Source organism: Desulfobacteraceae bacterium (assembly GCA_022340425.1).
In the GTDB taxonomy this organism is placed as follows: domain Bacteria; phylum Desulfobacterota; class Desulfobacteria; order Desulfobacterales; family JAABRJ01; genus JAABRJ01.
This window is the reverse complement of sequence record JAJDNY010000162.1, coordinates 35,699-55,074: the sequence shown is the minus strand read 5'-3', so window position 1 is coordinate 55,074 and position 19,376 is coordinate 35,699. Positions and strand designations below refer to the sequence as shown.

Genomic DNA, 19,376 nt, shown 5'->3' with positions numbered 1-19,376 from the left:
CGCCCCAGTGGAGACTTGCGATGAAAGCCTGGCTTTGGATTTTTGCCCTGCTGCTGGCCGTAGCGGGGGCCGCCGCCGAGGAGCGCTTCCCCGATCAGGGCTGGCAGGACCGCCCCAACCCCCTGGCCGACCCCGACGCCCGGGTCGGCGGTGAGATCTCGGTCTACCTGGGCCAGTACCCCAGTAGTCTGAACTACTACCTGGACGGCAGCACCCAGTCGGCCCAGGTTTTCGGCGCCCTCTACGAGTCGCTCCTGGACATGGACCCGGTCAGCGCCGAGTACCGGCCGGGGCTGGCCGAGGGTTGGACGATCTCCGCGGACAAGCGGACCTTCACCTTCCGGATCGACCCGGCCGCCCGCTGGAGCGACGGCCAGCCGGTGACGGCCCAGGACGTGCGCTTCACCTTCGACACGATCATGGACCCCAAGCACCTCACCGGCGCCCAGAAGGTGGCCATGGAGCGCTTCGAGCAGCCGGTGGTGGTGGACGCGCGCACCATCCGCTTCCGGGCCCGCAGCGTCCACTGGCAGAACCTCGGTGCGGCCGGCGGCCTGTCGATCCTGCCGCGCCACGCCCTCCAGGGGCGCGACTTCAACAAGGTCAACTTCGAGTTTCCGGTGGTCTCGGGCCCCTACCGCCTGGGCACGCTCACCGAGGGGATCGCCCTCACGCTGGAGCGCCGCCCGGACTGGTGGCTGCGGGGGGCCCAGCGCACCCGGGGGGTCGGCAACTTTCAGACCATCCGCTTCCGCTTCTATGCCGAGAACGAAAACGCCTTCGAGGCCTTCAAAAAGGGCCTGATCGACCTCTACCCGGTTTATACCGCCCGCCAGTGGGTCAACGAGACCAGCGGACCGCGCTTCTTCAACAACTGGATCGTGCGGCAGCAGGTCTTCAACCACAAGCCGGTGGGCTTCCAGGGCTTTGCCATGAACATGCGCCGGCCACCCTTCGACGATTTACGGGTGCGCCGGGCCATGTCGCTTTTGCTGGACCGCGAAAAGCTCAACCAGACGATGATGTACAGCCAGTACTTTCTGCACCGCTCCTACTACGAGGACCTCTACTCGCTGAAAGCCCCCTGTCCCAACCCGCTGACCCCCTTCGACAAGCAAAAGGCCCGCGAGCTGCTCGATCAGGCGGGCTGGACGGTGGACCCCGCCACCGGCTGGCGTGTTAAGGACGGCCGGCGCTTCGTCTTCAAGTTTCTCACCCGCAGCGCGGGCACCGACAAGTTCCTGGCGGTCTACGCCGAGGACCTCAAGGACGCGGGCATCGAGCTGATCATCGACCAGAAGGACTGGGCGGCCTGGATGAAGGACATGGACGGCTTCAACTTCGACATGACCTGGGCGGCCTGGGGGGCGGGGATCTTCAAGGACCCCGAGGGGATGTGGTCCTCAAGGGAGGCCGATCGCTTGGGCGGCAGCAACATCACGGGCTTTCGCAACCCGGCGGTGGACGACCTGATCGCCCTGCAGAAGGAGATCTTCGACGTCCAAAAACGCAACGAGATCATCCGCAAGATCGACCAGATCGTTTTCAACGACTACCCCTTCGTGCTGCTCTGGAACATCAATTACACCCGCCTGCTCTACTGGAACAAGTTCGGCATGCCGGCCACGGTGCTCTCCAAGTTCGGCGGCGAAGAGGGCGCCTACTGGTACTGGTGGCTGGACCCGGACGCGGTGGCGGTCCTCAAAGACGCCATGGCCCACAACCTGGCGGTCCCGCCGCAGCCCGCGGTGGTGGTCTTCGACGACGTCTTCACCCCGTAAACTCGGCGGCAACCAACACCCCTCCGGCGCCGCTGCCGGATAGCCGTTCAATACCCCGGCAAGCCACGACCCCGCAGGAGGTCAGCCCCAAAGCCCCTTGACATATAATGGGGTGCCCTGTAAAGAATGAATATCATTCACCTCCCATGCCTTCCAGCCCATGCATCAGCCCCATGCGAAAACCGGCGCCGACGGAAAACCCGCGCCGCCGGCTGCCCCCAATCGGCGAAACTCGCCGCGCCAGGCGTTGAACCCGCCGCGCGTCGCCCTGTTCAGGCCTGTGGACGGGACGGGTGCTTCTCCGCCGCCGTGGCGCCGCGGGGAGCGGCCTTTCTATGTCGATGTCCATGACGGCAGCCCGGACGGCCTTCTCCTCTGGACCAATCGGGAAATCCCGCCGGGGCAGCACTTTCACCTCTTCGTCTTCGGCTTCCCCGGCAAGCGCTGGGGGTGCTTCGATTGCCAGGTGCGCTGGGTCAGGCCGGACCCGAAAAAGGCGGCCTACCACCTGGTGGGCTGCACGGCCGCCGCAGCCGATTTCAAACTGCCCGCAGCCCCCGCCGACGCCCCCAAACCCGGCCCTTTCCCCTCGGACTACGAGTTCTTCCGGACGGTGCCTTTTTTAAGGGCCATTCATCGCGACGCGGTCTGCCCGCTGCTGAACATTATCCGCCACCAACCGGTAAAGGCCGAGGAGACCTTCATCACCCAGGGGGAGGAGGGCGATGCGTGTTTCTTCGTTCACACCGGGACCTGCCGGGTGGTTCTGGAAAAGCAGGGTGAGCGCCACGTCGTGGGCCTGGTCAAGGAGCGGGAGTTTGTCGGCGAGATGGCCCTTCTGACCGGCGAGCCCCGCAGCGCGCACGTGGAGGCGGTGACCGATCTTGAGCTGTGGCGAGTTCCCAGGGATGTTTTCGAAGAGATGCTCCAGGCCGACCCGGAGGTGGCCACCTTTCTGACCGAGATCGTTGCCGAGCGCTTCGCCTCCCGCAAGCTGACCGCCGACCGGCGGATCGGTAAATACCTCATCACCGCCATCCTGGGCCGGGGCGCCTTCGCGGTGGTCTACACCGGCTATCACGGGGACCTCAACCGCCCGGTGGCCATCAAGATGCTGCGTCACGACCTGGCCCTTAACCCGGAGTTTCTGACCAACTTTCGCCGGGAAGCCCAGACCATCGCCAACCTCAACCATGAGAACATCGTCAAGGTCTTCGACATCGAGGAGCGCTTTCGCACCGTCTTCATCATCATGGAGCACCTGGAGGGAAGGACCCTGCGGGAGCTGCTGGATGCGGTCGGCCGGCTGCCCGTGCGCGACGCGCTGGAAGTCCTGGTCCAGATCTGCCGCGGAATCGGTTTCGCCCACGAAAAGGCCATCGTCCACCAGGACATCAAGCCGGGCAACATCTTCATCCTCCCGGACGGCCAGGTCAAGATTCTCGATTTCGGCCTGGCCTGTTCGTGCGGGTCCGAAAACCCGCTCACCGGCACCCCCTTCTACATGTCCCCCGAGCAGGTGGAGTGCCTGCCGGTGGACCAGCGCAGCGACATCTTCTCCCTGGGCCTGACCGCCTTCGAAATGGTGAGCGGCCGCCGGCCCTTCGACGACGAGGACCCGCTGGCGGTCATGGACCACATCGTCGAGCGCGACATCCCCGACCCGGCCGACTTCGTGCCGGACCTGCCGGCCCCTTTGCGAAACTTCATCATGAGGGCCTGTGCCCGCGACCCCGGGAACAGATACCCCAGCGTCGGGCAGGCGCTGGAGGAGATCGCGCCCCTCGCGCGCCAGATGGGCTTGCGCCTGGAGCACGCCGAACTCCAGAAATGCAAGCTGTCGACCCTGGTTCTGATGTACCGCGAAGACCAGCAGATCCCATTGAACCGGCTGCTGGAGGACTTCAGCCAGAAGGCCGAGCAAATCGGCGTCATCATAAAGGGGGCCGACTTCAAAGACGTCTGAAGTGGGCGAAAGGGGGTTGAGCGGATATCCGTCATGTCCGGATTTTTTGGGGCGGGAGCCGGCCAACCGGCCCGTTTGAAGGTGCCTCTCCCAAAAAAGGCTTGCAAAATTCGGAAAAATGTTTCAATTTTTATTCACTTTCAATCGTCGATTTTCCCATCGGCTGAATCTCGCCATCGCCGGGATTTTTCTGAAGTTCGGTAACAGCGCTTTCTACCATCTGAACCCAATCGGTGCATACCCTTTGGCCACGATCACCGGAAAGGCAGCCGAATTTCCCATGCTATCGCCCAAGCGCACCTACTTCTTCTCTTTGAGCGGCCGCCCGTCGGGGCAGGCGGCCACCACCGAATTTTTTAAACTTTTCAATCGGTTTCTATTTTCCCAGTCTCCCGGTATTTTCCCTTCCGACCACGACCTTTCCCGGTCGTTTCGAACGATCATTTTCAAGGACCTATCGCTGATCCGTCGCCAACGGCGATGGGTGTGAATCTATCCGAAAATCGGGCCGGACAAAAACCGGCCGTATAAATAGAATTCCGACAGCGTCAGCCTTTCAATTCGGCTCAAACAAAAAAACTCTGCTCTGAATACTTGTGCTTAACAGCGCAAGCGGCCCCCGCACGTTATCTGCTCGCAATTCCAAGCGATGACGTCAGGCGGGTGGGCCAAACGAGAGAAAGGAGGTGGTGGCCCATATCCAAGCAAGTCGCGTTTGACGGTTCCCCAAAAGTCCAATTGGAAAGGAGGGTAACACCATGAGCGAAAAGAAATGGATCGGCTTTCAGGACGCAGCCGAAAGCGATGCGCCCCCCAAAGTTGAGGTCAGCAAGTCCGCCAAACAGATGGTCACCCGGGACATGCGCGATGCGGGCGAGAAAACAACCGTAACCGTTCGATATTCCGTATCAGGCGCCTGGGAAGGGGCTGTGGCGGAATTTCAGCAAATTGAAATCCCCGATACTACCCAGGTCGAAACCGAGGGTGCGCCCGCCGTACCCAAGGCCGGTATCTTCGTGGCGGTCCCCATGGACGTGGAGGATGTCGCGGTGCGTGTGGCCGAGAAATCATCCATCACCATCGACCATGAATTGCGGGTAGCACCGGCACCCAAGCAATTCACGGAGGAGGAGTTTCGCGAGGTCTATGAACCCGACCCGGCGATCTACGAGTCGGACGACCCTTATCCGGGTCGCGACTTCGACTTTCTGGGCCTCAAGACCATAGCGGGGGTGAAAGTAGCCCACATCCTGATCTATTTGGGCCAGTACCGGCCGGTGTCACGGAAAATGGAGATTGTCCAGTCGCTGGTTCTTGAAGTAACGTATCAAACCCCGCCCGGGGCCGACCGGGAGCCGGGGCGAAAGCCCCGTGAAATGCCGGAAGCGGACCTGATCCTGGGGTTGGACCTGCTGGACGAACAGACGGACTATTCTTCGCGGGTGGAGGATTTCCAGGGGCTGGACCGGGAGTTCATCGAAGAGCTGGAGGCTGAAGCGGATCCCGCATCCGCCAGACGCCGGGGGATCTCTCTTCTCGAGGAGACCGAAGACGAGGTTTCCGACCCGACCGGAACCCTAACGGCCATAGCTGCCGCGCCACTCGCCACAGTCGCGCTGCCTGTGGGCGTGCCGATACTTCCGCTTCCCAAGCTGAAGGTGGCCGGCCTCATAGCAGAGTACGTGATCGTAACGACCCGGGCACTCGAAACCGCGGTCGAACCGCTGCTGACGGCAAAGACGGGGTGGCCATACTACGCCAAGGTGGCGCTGACCGATGACATTCAGCGGGAGTTTCCGAGCACCAGTTTGAAGGGGTCCATCAAGGCGTTCATTGCCTGGGCAACGGCCAACTGGCGGGTGCCCCCGCGTTTTGTGGTGTTGGCGGGGGACACCGACGTCATCCCCATCCACATCTACAACCGGGGCGGGAATACCTACGCCTCGGATCATTTTTACGCCGACCTCTCCGGAGATCTGGCCCCTGAACTGACGGTTTCCCGCATTCCGACATCCAACGCCGCCCAACTGAAAAGCGTCTGCGAGCACCTCGTCCGCTACGGGGGATATAGAAAGGGCGACTGGGGCGACTGGCAAAACAGGGTCATGCTCTGCGCATACCAATCCGCCACATACGAAAACACCTGTGACCAAATTTACAACAACATTAACAAACGTTACGCCGCCATCAAACGTTACGCCAAGAACACCTCCAAGAGCGATGTCGTGGCGACCATGAACAGCGGCGTTGTGATCGCCCTCTACCGTGGTCACGGATCGAAGACCGCGTGGTCTTCCAGCAACGGTCTCAACGGCACCGATGTTGCCGCCCTCACCAATGGCGCGCACCCTCCGTTTGTCTTGAGTGTCTGCTGCCAAAACGGCTGGGTGGATGACAACAGCCTGGAGACGATCACGGAATCATTCATCCGCAATCGCAAGGCGGTTTCGGTTTTCGCTTCATCGCGCAACTCCTGGACGTACCCCAACAACGATTTCGCCAAGTACATGTTCGATGCCGTGATGACCGGCAAATGTCAGACACCGGCCGCCATTATCCGCTATGCCAAGACCAAGATGGTGCTCAACCACGGGACCTCCAGCGCCCACTTGGACAACACCGTGATGTACAACCTGTTCGGGGATCCGACCGCTGATGTCGCGAGCAATGCCGAGTGGCTGAGAGGGGACTGGTCCATGGACCACGACGGCTGGCGGGGAACCCTGAAAGTCACCCGGATCTGGAACTATCGCGTGGTGACAAACGCGCCCTATGCAGCGCCGCTTTGGAGCATTTCGGGGACTTACGTCGGCAGTGATAACAAGAGCTACCCCTTTTCGGGGACGTTGGGTGGTTTCGATCCCAACCAGTTGGGAGCCGGATCCAAGCGCACCGATTACAAGGTCGAGATAAGAATTGCTTTCTCCGCCTCCAATAATCAGAGATTCGTGGGCTATGTGCATACCTGGACACTGTCGCGCATCTCGGGGATCACCTGGTGGTCCAACCATCCGTTCGGATGGACGGCTCAAAAGGTGATTTAGCCATCGATGATCCCGCCCCCAATGTCTTTATGCCGCCGGCGGGGCGGAAGGCCTCCCGGCCGGCACGGGTCGGGTATCCCTCTTGAAAACCCATGAAAAAACAGGAGCGTGCGCCATGACCACAGCCAAATCATTTCATGTTGCCGGCCTGGAAGGCGCCACTGAAAGTCCCGTCACCCGGGAGGTCTCCATTTCCTCCAATCGGCGGCTGCTGCCCCGGGGCTTGCGGGAAGCCGGGGCCGCCGAAATGGTGGTTCAGGCGGATGAAGTGGTCCGGGTGGAGCTCGACAACGGCTTCGTCCTGTGGACACGGGCGGACGACCTCGTCGCCGAGCACGGCACCCGGGTTCTTGGCCGCGGCGGCGAGCCTGCCTGGGAGATCGCCCTACGGGCGCCCAGCCGCATCCGGCAGCGGGGCGAACGCGGTTGGTTGAAGCTGGGCATCCGGGTGTTGGATTTTTTCGGCATCGATCTGGCCGGCAAAACCGCCCACGGCCTGAGCCACAAGTTCGAGGCCAAGCAGCTTGGCGGCAACACCCCCGGGCTCTACCGCTGCCAGATGACGGGGGACTTTTCCCTTCTGCCGGTAAGTACCGAAAACCCCATTGGCGACGGCCAGAGGCCGATCCTGGTGTTTCTCCACGGCACCGCCTCCAGCACCCGGGGGAGTTTCGGCAAGCTGTGGGAAGCTCAAAACGCCCAGGGGGAGCAGGCCCGCAAGGTCCTGGGGGAGACATACGGTGAGCGCGTTTTTGCCTTCGAACACCGCTCGCTGACCCAAAGCCCCATCGAAAACGCACTGGAACTGGCGAAGATCCTGGCGAAGCTCCTGCCGGAGGGTGCGCAGCTTCACCTGGTCAGCCACTCCCGGGGCGGGCTGGTGGGAGAGCTGCTCTGCCTTGGCCAGCGCGACACGCAAAACGATCCCCTCAAAAGCGACTATGCGGAACTCTTCCAATCCGACCGCACCATGGCCCGGCAGCTTGGCTTGAAGCCCCTGGATTCCAAATCCAAGGAGGCCAGAGACGAGGCCTATGTGAAGGACCGCAGCCTGCTGGAAGCGTTGCGGGACCTTCTGGATCTCAAAAAGTTCCAGGTGACCCGCTTCGTCCGGGTGGCCTGTCCGGCGCGCGGCACGACCCTGGCTTCGGGGCGGCTGGACCGGTGGTTGTCGGTGCTGGACTTCATCAGCGGCAAGGGGTTTTTCGGGGACGCGGTGGATTTTCTGCTGGCGGTGGTGAAAGAACGCACCGACCCCCGGACTCTGCCGGGTCTGGAGGCGATGATGCCGGGCTCGGCCCTCACCCGGTTGCTGCACCACCCGCACCTGAAAACGGGGGCCGATCTCTCGGTGATCTCCGGGGATATCGAGGGCGAAACCCTCTGGGGGCAGATCAAGTTGTTGGCCACCGACTGGTTCTACGGCGCCGAGCATGACCTGGTGGTCAACACCGGTTCCATGTTCGGCGGTATCCGGCGCCCGGAAAAAGGTGCCCGCTTTCAGTTCGACCAGGGCGCCGCGGTGTGCCATTTCAACTACTTCGAAAACAAAAAAAGCATCAACTGGCTGGTCTCGGGCCTCACCCGTGTCGATGCCGGCGACGGCGGTTTCCAACCGATCGAGAAAGCCAAGCACGAGGAGCCGCGCTGGCGCGAGGCCGTGCGCCGCAGCCGGGCGAGCGGCACGCCGAGGCCCCTGGCGGTGGTGCTGCCGGGGACCATGGGCAGCGCCTTGAGCGTGGACGGCGAACCGGTCTGGCTGAACTACTGGGCGTTGATGTGGGGGGGGCTGGCACGGCTCAAGGCACCCCAAACCCAGATCGATCCCACCGATCTGCTGGACCAGTTCTACGGTCCCCTGCTGGAGTTTTTGGCGCGCAGCCACCGCGTGGAGATATTCCCCTACAACTGGCGCGACTCGGTTCGCGATGCGGCCCAAAAACTGGCCGACCGATTGGCAGACTGGCTGCCCCAGGCCGAGCGCATGAAGCAGCCGGTGCACATCATCGCCCACTCCATGGGGGGGCTCGTGGTGCGCGCCATGATGGGCGACGGCGGCCGCGGCGCCGAACTCTGGCAGCGGATTGCGGCGCTGCCCAACAGCCGCTTCATGATGCTGGGCACCCCCAACCACGGCTCCTACGAGGCCATGCGCTGGTTGACCGGTTTCAACCCCACCCAGGCCAAGCTCGCCCTGCTGGACCTGAAAAACAACATGGACGCGATCATCAATATCGTCCGGGAGTTCCCCGGTCTCCTGGAACTGCTGCCCTTCGCTGCGGGGGATCCGGATTTCAGCCAACCGGGCCTGTGGCGGGGATTGAAAGATGAATTGAATGCGCACTGGAAACCAGCCAGGGAAACGGTTCTGGCAAAGGCCAGAACCACCTGGGATGCCCTGGGCAAAACCGTTCCCGACCCCAAGCTCAGCGTTTACGTGGCGGGCTCCCAGAGGGCCACGGTGGCCGATTATGAGCTGGTCCCCTACGAGGAGCCCCGCCTGGCCGGACGAAAACGGCTGGACTTCAAGGGCACCTCGGAAGGCGACGGCACCGTGACCTGGGCCTCCGGCGCCATCGGCAATGTGCCGGTCTGGTATCTGGAGGACACGGCCCACGACGAGCTGTGTGCCAAAAAACGGGCATTTCCCGGGTATCTCGAGCTGCTGATGACGGGGGCCACCAGCCGCCTGTCACAGGTGCCGCCGCTGGCGGTTCGCGCGGGGCGGCGGCCGGAAGGCCTTTTTAGCATGCCCAGCGTGCCCCCCAGCGACGGCATTCCCGACGAGGAGGGCCTGCGGAGCTTCGGCTTCGGCCCCAGCCGGCCTTTCGACCCGGCCGCGGCAGGCAGGGGGGTGCCCGCCATCACGGTCAGCGTCCGGCATGGTGATTTGGCCTACGCCTCCCACCCGGTCCTGGTGGGCCATTACTGGGGGGACACCATCGTCAGCGCGGAGGAGGCCTTGAACTGCCGGCTGGACAAGATGCTTACCCAGCGGCGCGATCTGGGCATCTATCCCGGGCGGCTGGGCACCCACGCCCTGTTCTTCAACCGGAAAAAAGATGCCAAGCCGGGGGGCGCCATCGTCGTCGGGCTGGGGCAGGTGGGCGAGATCTCACCAAACCTTCTCACGTCCTGCGTGCACGACGCCCTGCTGGACTATGCCCTGAAGGTTTCGCAGTGGCCGGATGAACGCTTCGGGCCCATGGGGGGGTCCCGCTCGGTCAGGATCACCTCCCTCCTGGTGGCCACGGGCGCCGGCGGCATGAGCATCCGGGATTCCGTTTGCGCCATTCTGCGCGGGGCCGTAGCGGTCAACCGCAAACTGGTCGATGCCCGCATGGAGGACCGCGTGGTGATCGATCGGATCGAATTTCTGGACTTGTTCGAAGATGTCGCCATCACCGCCGCCGAAGCCTTGGAAGTGGCTCTTGCTGATGGCGAATTGAACCTGGCGCTGGACTGGCCCGCGCGGGTGGTCGAAGCGGGGCAGGGCGGGCGGCGCCGAATCCGATACGGCGAGGCCGAGGGGTGGTGGCAGCGGCTGGAAATCGTCCGTGAAAAAGAAAGCGATCTGCTGCGCTTCGTTGCCACCACAAACCGCGCCAGGGCCGAGGAAACCCTTGCCACCGGCCAGTTGCGCCTGGCCGATCGCTTCATCCTGCAGGCCTCGCGATCCGCCAGCGCCAATCCCGAGGTGGCCAAGACCCTCTTCGAGATGCTTCTGCCCAATCGACTCAAGGAACAGGCCCCCAAACAGGACGATCTGGTATTGCTGCTGGATGACGAGTCCGCCCGTTTCCCGTGGGAACTGCTGGAGGATCGCTGGAGCCATTCGGGACGCCCGCCGGCGGTGACCTCGGGGCTGATCCGTCAGCGCAAGACCCCCAAATTCCGGCCCCACCCGGCACACGCCGTGGACCCCACCGCACTGGTGATCGGCAACCCCGACCTGGAGGGCTGGAACGCCTTCGGCGACCTGCCCGGTGCGCGCAGCGAGGCCCAGAAAGTGCTGGCCATGCTGAACGCCAACGGGTTCCGAGCCGTCGGCTGCATCGACGAGCGAACCGACGCCATCCTCTCCGGGCTCCACAAGGACGCCTGGCGGATCCTGCATCTGGCCGGCCACGGGGTGCACGCATTCGAGATCGACGACCCCGTGAGCGAAGGGAATTTTGAAGAGGTCGAGAAAGCCCCAAAGGGCCTGTCAGGCAGGGACGTCGGAAAGGCCCCGAAGCGCATTTCCGGCATGGTCATCGGCAAGAACACCATCCTGACGCCGGGGGATGTGGAACAGATGCGCTGGGTGCCGGAACTGGTCTTCGTCAATTGCTGCCACCTGGGCAAGACCGGCCCACCGTCCCAGGTCGCCTACGGCCTGCTGGCGGCCAACTTGGCCATGCAGTTCATCGACATGGGGGTCAAGGCGGTGGTGGCAGCCGGCTGGGCCGTGGATGACGGCGCTGCCGAGGCCTTTGCGGAAACCTTTTATCACCGCCTGCTCTCCGGGGAGGCCTTCGGCGAGGCCGTCAGGGCGGCGCGCCAGGAAATCCATCTGCGCTTTCCCAACGTCAACACCTGGGGCGCATATCAGTGCTACGGCGACCCCGCGTTCCGGCTGCACGGAGACGGCTCCCCGGAGACGAAAAAGGAGAAAAGGGCCTATTTCACCCCCCGCGAACTGATTGCCGACCTGGACAACCACACCCAGTGGATCCGGATGCAAATGCGCGCCGAAGACCCCGTTGGATCGTCGCTCGCCGCCATGGGGGATCAGATCGGAAAATACATCAAACGGATCCCGGAATCCCACCGCGAGAAATGGCCAAAGCGCGCCGATGTGGCCGCCGCCCTGGGTTTTGCCTGGGGCGAAACCGGTGCCTACCGCAAGGCGGCGGATTGGCTGGAGAAGGCCATCAAGGCCGACCGGGGCGACTGCCCCATGCGGGCCGTGGAGCAGGCCGCCAATTTCAAGGTGCGTGCAGCCGCTGCGGCGTGGCAGGATCTGCGACGGCTGAAGGCCGGCGAGGAACGTGAAAAAAGGCACCGGAAACTTTTGGAAGAGGTCGGCCAGGCGCTGGACACCCTGGAGCGTCTGGTGCAAACCGGCAAGAGCATCGAGCGGCTGAACCTCCTGGGCGGGGCCTTCAAACGCCAGGTCTATATTCTCGAAACCCGTGAAGACAGGCAAAAGGCCCTTGAAAGCATGATGAACACTTACCGCGGCGCCTATGACCTGGACCGCGAGGACCCTTACGCCTTCACCAATTATGCCCTGGCCAGGGTACTTCTGGAGCGGATCCGCAAATCCCGTGCGGCGACCTGGAGGACGGAATTGGTAGCCGAATGCCGCCAAACCATCGACATCGCCCGCAAGCGCTATGAAGAAAAACCCGATTTCTGGGGTGCCGTGGCCGAAGCGGATTGCCTGCTGGTCCTGCTCCTGGCCAACCCGAATGCGGCAGCCCAAAAGATGGAAGAGGACGCCAAGGCCATCGTGGAAAAGTACCGGGATGCCGGCCTGCGGGGCACCAGCCCCCGGCAGATGGCCTCCATCGGGGAGCACCTGGATTTCATCCTGGAAGTCTACGAGGCACCCAATGCCAGGATCGAGGAGGCCTTGACGATGATTCGAAACGCGATCTGAAAGCCGGCCCAACCTGTCCTGTCGCGCTGCACGCGGACGGTGCATGTGAACCGGAAAGCGCTTGTTTTCCCTTCACCGATATTGCCGGAACCGAACCCGGTCTGGACCAGGGGAAGGGGCGTGAATGCGCCGCAAAGGGCGGGGCTGGAACGGCAACCAACATCCCATCATAAAGGAGGTGTCCCATGGCGTGGAAATGGTATGAAATCACCAGCTACAAGGTGTCGGTGGGCGGTCAGGGAGACTACTACGGCGGTGTTCAACTGATGGGCGATGGGTTTTATGCCTTGCTAAAATTCCACAAAGACGGTCCAATTCCCAATGCGTCGGCGCCTACGACCTTCGGTCAGCGCTTCTACGGGCACATGGACTATCAGCAACTGGCAACGATGGTGGATCTCTTGCGCAACGAAAAACCGATAAAGTTTGGCTGGTATGAGCAGAACCCCAATATGTTTCACCTCATGACGGGCGAGGAGCCCATCGGCGAAGGTGACGGCATCCTGGCTGAAAATGCGCCGTGATTCACGCACACCGTTTTCGTCGTTGCCGCCCCCGGCAGGAAACGAAGCGCGTTTCAGGCGCCGCGCGGACCCGAATCTCGAGCCCAATCCCCAAAAAACAGAGGAGGCCTCCATGCCGGCGAATGTGTTTTTGAGAATCGATGGGATCGAAGGTGAAAGCACCGATGACAGGCATCGGGAGTGGATCGCGGTCCTCTCTTTTTCTTGGGGGTGCAACCAGCAGGCCAGGGCATTCCAGGCTGGCTCCGGAGGTGGGTCGAGCCGGCGGGCGGATTTTGCGGATCTTACCATCGTGAAGCCCCTGGATGCCGCAACGCCCCTGCTTTTCGTGGCATGCGCCAAGGGGGAGCACATCAAGGAGGTCGTTCTGGAACTCTGCCGGGCCGGCGGAGACAGGCTGAAATTCATGGAATACAAGATGAGCGAAGTTACCGTCAGCGGTGTTACCGTCAGCGGGGACGGCGGCAGGGACCCCACCGAGACGGTCTCTTTTACCTACGGCAAGATTGAGCAGACCTACGTCAAACAGAAACATGCAGACGGCACTGGCGGCGGAAACGTCCAGGCGGGATGGGACCTGCAGGCCAACAAACCCGCATCATCCCCATCGCCCCCAAGATTGAAGCTACCCGGTAATCGATAAAACCGGTTCAAACGTGCGGGCAAGGCAGCGGGGAAGCTGGTGGACCCACCGTAGCAGCTCTCCCACCACACCCCGTCAGCCGTCCCCTGCCGGTCGGCAGGCGACGAAGATGTCCGTCGTGCTGATGCTCTCCGGGGGCATGGGACGGAAAGGCAAACGGCGCCGATCCCAACGGGTGCTGCGACGGTGAACGGCAGCTTCAGGGAATAACCCTACAACCCACCGACACTATCCCGTGGGCCCCGCCCCCGGCTCTCCCTCAAGGGCCCGCTGATCTTCTTCGGCCTGTTGCGCCAGGTTTTCCACCCCGCAGGAACGGAAGTAAGCCGCGGCCGCGGTAAAGCACCCCCGGGCCTGGTCGCTGTCGCCCTGCTCCTGGTAGAAGCGGCCCCAGGCGCGGTAGGCCCGGGCAAGAGTCCCCTTGGCGCCGATCTCCGCGGCCGATTCAACGGCGTCCTGAAAATAGGCCGCCGCCTGCTTTTGGGCGGAAAGCGCCAACTCAGCCTGACCCCCGGCGCGGGCCTTGCGGTAGAGCTCTGAATAGATACCCGCCAGCATCGCCCCGAAGGCGGCGAAGCGCAGCTTGCTGCCGTTTTGGCGCCAGTTGCGGCAGCACTCCTCCAACAGGGAGAGACCCTCGTCGACTTTGCCTTCCCCCACCAGGATCACCCCCTTGAAAAAGCGCGCCGGCTGGCCCCCGAACTCCGCCCCGAACTCCTTGCAGAAGGCCTCGCCTTCGGCGATCTGGCGCTTGGCCTCGTGGACCCGCCCGTTTACCATCAGGCCGTAGGCCAGGGCCAACTTCGGGAAGATCGCATACCAGGGGTCGACCGAGACCAGGACGGCTTTTTCGAAAAACCCGCAGGCATCAGGGATGTCGCCCCCCATCAGGGCGCTCCAGCCAAGACAGCAGTAGCCCATGCCCTTGGCGCGGTAATCCCCGTGCTCGCGGCCAAATTGCAGCAAAGAATGGCCGGTCGCCGCGGTCTCCGCCTTCTCGCCCTTGTGCCAGAGGGCGTAGCCTGTGGCAGCGACGGAGCTGAAGTAGATGAAGTTGTCGCTTTCCCCCGCGCGGTGGATCTCCTGGGCCTTTGCGGCGTGGGCCAGCGCTTCGTCGAGCAGCCCCAGCTCGCTGCAGACCCAGGCCAGCCAGCAGCTGGCATAGCCGACGAAGGCCATGTCCTCTTTTTCCTTGGCCAGGGAAAGGGCCGTCAGAAGCGTTTGGTGGGCCTCCCGGAACCGTTCGCGGTGCCACAGGGCGCAGCCCAGCCAGGCGTGAAACATGCCGCGGTTTTTGTCGTCGGTGAGCCGATCGGCGCTCTGCCTGTGGTCGCTCAGAAGCTGCAGCAGTTCCTCGTAGCGCCCGCGGTAGTAGTGGACGAACGCCCACTGGTTGATCAGCGCGATCTTTTGGCGGTCGCTTTCCGGCGGAGTGAAGTGTTGCCCGATCCGGTCGTAGGCGCTCTGGTAGTAGCGGTGGGCTTCCTCCAGGGCATAGCGCCCCAGGCTCTTGGCGCCGGAGGCTGCCAGGTAGGTCACTGCCTTGTCGGGGGAGGTGCCGCGCTGAAAATGGTAGGCCAGGGCCTCGTAGGATTCGGGCAACCGATCCGCGTAGAGCTTCTCCAGGACCCGGGCGACCCGCTCGTGGATCGCCTTGCGCCGGGCGGTGACAAGCCCCCCGTAGACCACCTCCTGGGTCAGGGCGTGCTTGAAGATGTATTCCACCGAGGGCCTGAAGCTGCGGGCCTTGATGATGTCAAGGGTCTCCAGACTGCCCAGGTGGTGCCAGAGGTCGGTCTCGCAATCGGTGATGCGGCATAAGATGTCGTGTGAAAAGGAGCGGCCGATCACCGCCGCCTCCTGCAGGATGCATTTGACCGCGGGCTCCAGGCGGTCCACCCGGGCGGCGATGACCCCGTGCACGGTGGCCGATATCCGGGCCTCGCCGATGGTTTTGCGCAGCACCCAGCCGTCTTTTTCAGGCGAAAGTGTCCCGGATTCCACCAGGGAGTTGATGATTTCCTCAAGATAAAAGGGGTTGCCGCCGGCCTTGTCGCGCACGAAGCGCTTCAACTCCGGGGGCAGTGCCTGGCTCTTCAGAAGCGAGCCGACCATCGTCTCGGTTTCCGCCGGCGATAGGTCCTCCAGGCGGATCTCCACGTAAGCCTCGCCGAGGTTTTCGGTCTGCTGGTGGGACAAGAGGCTTAAAGTGGGCCGGTAGACCAGGATCACCAGGGCCGGGTAGCGGAAGTCCGAAAGGAGAAAGCGGATCAGCTCGAGCGAAGACGGGTCCGCCCAGTGCAGATCCTCCAGGCAGATGATCGTCGGCGCGCGCCGGCTCATGGCCGTCAGGATGTCCAGGATCGCCTTCTGCAGCCGCTGGCGCCAGGTCTCCGGGCCGATTCTGGTCAGCTGCGGGTAGTCGAAGTTGTAGAGGCGGCCGACGTAGGGCACCACCTCCTCCCGGTGGTCGACGAAATCCAGGCCGGATTCGATCTTCGCCCGCACACGCTCCGCCGGGTCGCCCTCCTCGATGCCCAGGGTGCGGTTCAAGAGATCGATGAAGGGAAAGTAGGTGAAGTTGCGGGAATAGGGGTAGCACTGGCCCTCGCGCCAGTTGACCTTGGCGCGGCCGGCGACGGCCCTGAATTCCTCCACCAGGCGGCTTTTGCCGGTGCCGGCGGTGCCGCAGATTGTCACCAGGCGGCCGTGTCCGGCCCGCACCCGGTCCAAAGCCTCGGCCAAGGTGGTGAGCTCGGGGCTGCGGCCGATCAGATCGGCCCGCAGGCCGTGGAAGCGGTGGATCTTCTGGGGCCGGCCGATCAAGGATACGACCCGGTAGATCCGAACCGGGACGCTCACGCCCTTGACCGCCACCGGGTCCAGGGCCAGAAAATTGAAATAGCCCAGGGCGTGGCGGTAGGTGTCATCCCCCACCAGGATCTCCCCCGGCCCGGCGAGGGCGCACAGCCGGGAGGCGATGTTGAGCGGCGCACCGGCGATGCCGTGGGTGCCCGCCTCGAAGTCCACGCTGCCGGTGACCACGAGCCCGGTGTTGATCCCGGAGTGCATCGCCAGCCGCTGCCCGATCTCTTCCTCGTACCTGCGGCTGTAGGCCGCCACGCGCTCGTGGATCTCCCGGGCGGCGATGATGGCCCGGATCGCGTCGTCCTCATGGGCCTGGATGGCGCCGAAGACCGCCATGACGGCATCGCCTGCGAACTTCTCGATAAAGCCCTCGTAGCGGGCCACCACCCGGGTGATCTCATGCGTCAGGCGCGCCATGAGGTCGCGGACCTCCTCGGGGTCCAGGCGCTGGGTAAGCGCCGTGTACCCGGACATGTCGGAGAAGAGCACGGTGACGTGCTTGCGCTCCCCGGCGGCGGGCCGGGGTAAAGCGCGTCTCTCCTCGGGCTGGCAAACGCGCGGGTGCGGCGCGGCATCGGCGAAGGGGCCGGCCGTTAACGCCGCGCCGCACTGGCTGCAGAATCTGCCCTGGGCCGGATTGACGGCCCCGCAGCCGGGGCAGACGCCGCCCAGCATCTGTCCGCACTGGATGCAAAACCGGGCATCGGGGGCATTGACGTGGGCGCAGCCGGGACATTTCATGGGAACCTCCTGCCGCACGGGGCGGGCCGGTGACGCGCGCTAGGGCCGATGGGGATGAGTTTTTTTTGGGGGGTCCGCCGGCCGGGCCCCTAATCGTCAGTGAGCATCCGGACTTCCTGGGACCGCACCCGCAGCCGCTGGCTGATGACGAGAGCGATGTAGGCGAGCAGTTTGTGGGCGCTTTGCAGAAAGATCCGGCCCTGGAGCTCGAATACCAGGACCATTTGGCCGTTTTCCTGGAGACAGCGGCTCGGGTCGGGGTTCCGGATTTTTTTTAAGAAAGGATCTTGAGGCGTGCCGTGAAATGTTACGAGATGCCCTCAATGAAATGGTCCTCACCTACAGGTAACTCGAAAAGGAAATTCCAGTTCACGGCCAGATAATCCCTTTTTTATTCAAGCACCCGCGACAAGTCAAGCGCAACGCACCGGAAGCAATTCTTGCCAGACGTGCGGGTGTTCACGGGCAAACCGATCTGCGGGTTGACTGTCGCCACTCGCCCTCCCTTTCGCTTGGGGGGCGGCCGCTGAGCCGGTCCTTCTTTCTTTCGCTGGAATTTTTCAGAGCCCGGAAAAGTCGCCCTTGCAAAGTCGAAAATCATCATCTGCCAGGCCAATGGCAAGCAATTCCTTGGGGTAGGCGCCCCGCTGGGGGTTTTCTGAGAGGAACAACATTCGTTCCAGAGGACTGCCTAATCCATCGCTTGCTTTTTCTCACTCAATTGAAGTGTGTTGTTGGCTGCTGCTGAACTCTTGGTGCCGCTTGTTAATTCCGCCGCGGGTGATGGCTCCGGCGGAACTTTTGCAATCCCCCATCGAATCTGCTATCGAAAAATAGCAGCGGCTCACTTTCGTCGATCGCCTCACCTTCGCCTTACAGCCGCACGCCCGAAAAAACCCCCACTTTTTTTCTCTGCTGCCGTCCTGCGCAGCCTCATGCCTGGGTGCCGGAAGGGCGGCAATTGGACAGATCCCGCAGTGGCGCTCGCCCTTGACTGATTTTATCGGCTATACCGACGCGGGGCAGGCCCATGTCACGGAGGCGAAGATGCCGAAGATTTTCATCAGTTACCGCCGGAGCGATTCCCAAATGGTCGCCGGTAGGCTGCGGGAATCGCTGGCCAGGCGCATGGGCGAAAGTGCGATCTTCCGGGACAAGAACAGCATCGGCGCCGGGGAGGACTGGGTCCGGGCCATCGAGGAAAGCCTGACCGGAAATGTCATCGTCCTCGCCTTGATCGGCCCCAACTGGGCCACGGCCCGTGACGCAGCGGGCGCTCGCCGTCTGGATGACCCGGCGGACTGGAACCGCGTGGAACTGGAATTGGCACTCAAAGGATCCGCCCGCGTGATCCCGATTCTGATCGACGAAGCCCGCATGCCGCGGGGTGCAGACCTGCCCGGCAGCCTCGCGCAGCTTGCGCGCATCAACGCACTGAAGCTGCGCGACGACGATTGGGAATCGGATGTGGCGCGGCTGATCCAGGTTGTCGGGTCGCACGGCAAGCGGCGCTGGGCGCGCCGCCCGATGGCGCTGGCGGTGGCGGCCGCCGTCGTGATCGCCATCGTCGCGGCGGGCTGGTGGTGGTTGGGTCCCTTTCACGGGCAACGGGTCTTGCCTGAAGTCGTGGAGAAGGTGGCGCCGGGACCGGCGCCGGAGGCTGGGGGGGCGTACCTGGCGGATATCCGTGAGCGGCTGCGCGTCGAACAGCAGGAGGGGCTTGAGCTGCTTTTCGGGAGGACCCACGCCGACCGCGCCCGGGCGATCGCGCTTATCGACGCCAATCTGACCCACATCGACAAGGCGCTGGCGTCCTTTCCCGACGACGTCTACCTGCACACGCTGGCGGGCTATGCGGCGAAGAACGTGTATGCCAGTTCGGGCGGGACCGATCTCCTGACACCGGAGCAGCGGAAGAGGTACCTGGGCCGGGCCCGGATGCATTTCGAGACGGCGCTGGGAATCAACCCAGACGACCCGGGCGCCGTCAACGGGATGGGAAACGTGCTGTTCTACGAAGGCAAGTTCGACCAGGCCATCATGCACCACGAACGCGCCATCGAGCTCGCCGGCGGCTCCTATCCGAACGCCGAGCACGATCTGAATCTCGTCATGCAGGTCAAAAGCGGGGCCCGCCCCTTTCCCAAGTAAGGCCCCGGCCG

8 protein-coding genes are annotated in these 19,376 nt (G+C 63.3%); 7 read left to right on the top strand and 1 reads right to left on the bottom strand.

Annotation, left to right across the window (positions count from 1 at the left end):
* Positions 1-20: 20 nt before the first annotated feature.
* From LJE63_14425 to LJE63_14400, 6 genes are all read left to right on the top strand, one after another.
* The gene (locus tag LJE63_14425) at positions 21-1,781 is read left to right on the top strand and encodes an extracellular solute-binding protein (protein MCG6907801.1); all 1,761 of its coding nucleotides are present in this window, start codon (positions 21-23) and stop codon (positions 1,779-1,781) included.
* A gap of 247 nt (positions 1,782-2,028) precedes the next feature.
* On the top strand, positions 2,029-3,747 hold the full coding sequence (locus tag LJE63_14420) for a protein kinase (GenBank protein MCG6907800.1): 1,719 nt from the start codon (positions 2,029-2,031) through the stop codon (positions 3,745-3,747).
* A 758-nt stretch (positions 3,748-4,505) separates the two neighbouring features.
* Positions 4,506-6,791, top strand: coding sequence for a C25 family cysteine peptidase (locus tag LJE63_14415; protein MCG6907799.1), 2,286 nt, complete (start codon positions 4,506-4,508; stop codon positions 6,789-6,791).
* A gap of 115 nt (positions 6,792-6,906) precedes the next feature.
* Entirely contained in the window at positions 6,907-12,438 is a 5,532-nt protein-coding gene (locus LJE63_14410) for a CHAT domain-containing protein (GenBank protein MCG6907798.1), read from the top strand.
* Between the two features lie 185 nt (positions 12,439-12,623).
* Entirely contained in the window at positions 12,624-12,962 is a 339-nt protein-coding gene (locus LJE63_14405) for a hypothetical protein (protein ID MCG6907797.1), read from the top strand.
* Positions 12,963-13,074: 112 nt separating this feature from the next.
* A complete protein-coding gene (locus LJE63_14400) occupies positions 13,075-13,605 on the top strand; it encodes a type VI secretion system tube protein Hcp (GenBank protein MCG6907796.1) in 531 nt (176 codons plus the stop codon).
* A gap of 228 nt (positions 13,606-13,833) precedes the next feature.
* On the opposite strand, the gene LJE63_14395 is transcribed toward LJE63_14400, so the two are convergent.
* On the bottom strand, positions 13,834-17,214 hold the full coding sequence (locus tag LJE63_14395) for an AAA family ATPase (protein MCG6907795.1): 3,381 nt from the start codon (positions 17,212-17,214) through the stop codon (positions 13,834-13,836).
* Between the two features lie 1,047 nt (positions 17,215-18,261).
* On the opposite strand from LJE63_14395, the gene LJE63_14390 reads away from it, so the two are divergent.
* Positions 18,262-19,365, top strand: a complete 1,104-nt coding sequence (locus LJE63_14390) for a TIR domain-containing protein (protein MCG6907794.1) — start codon at positions 18,262-18,264, stop codon at positions 19,363-19,365.
* Positions 19,366-19,376: the final 11 nt, after the last annotated feature.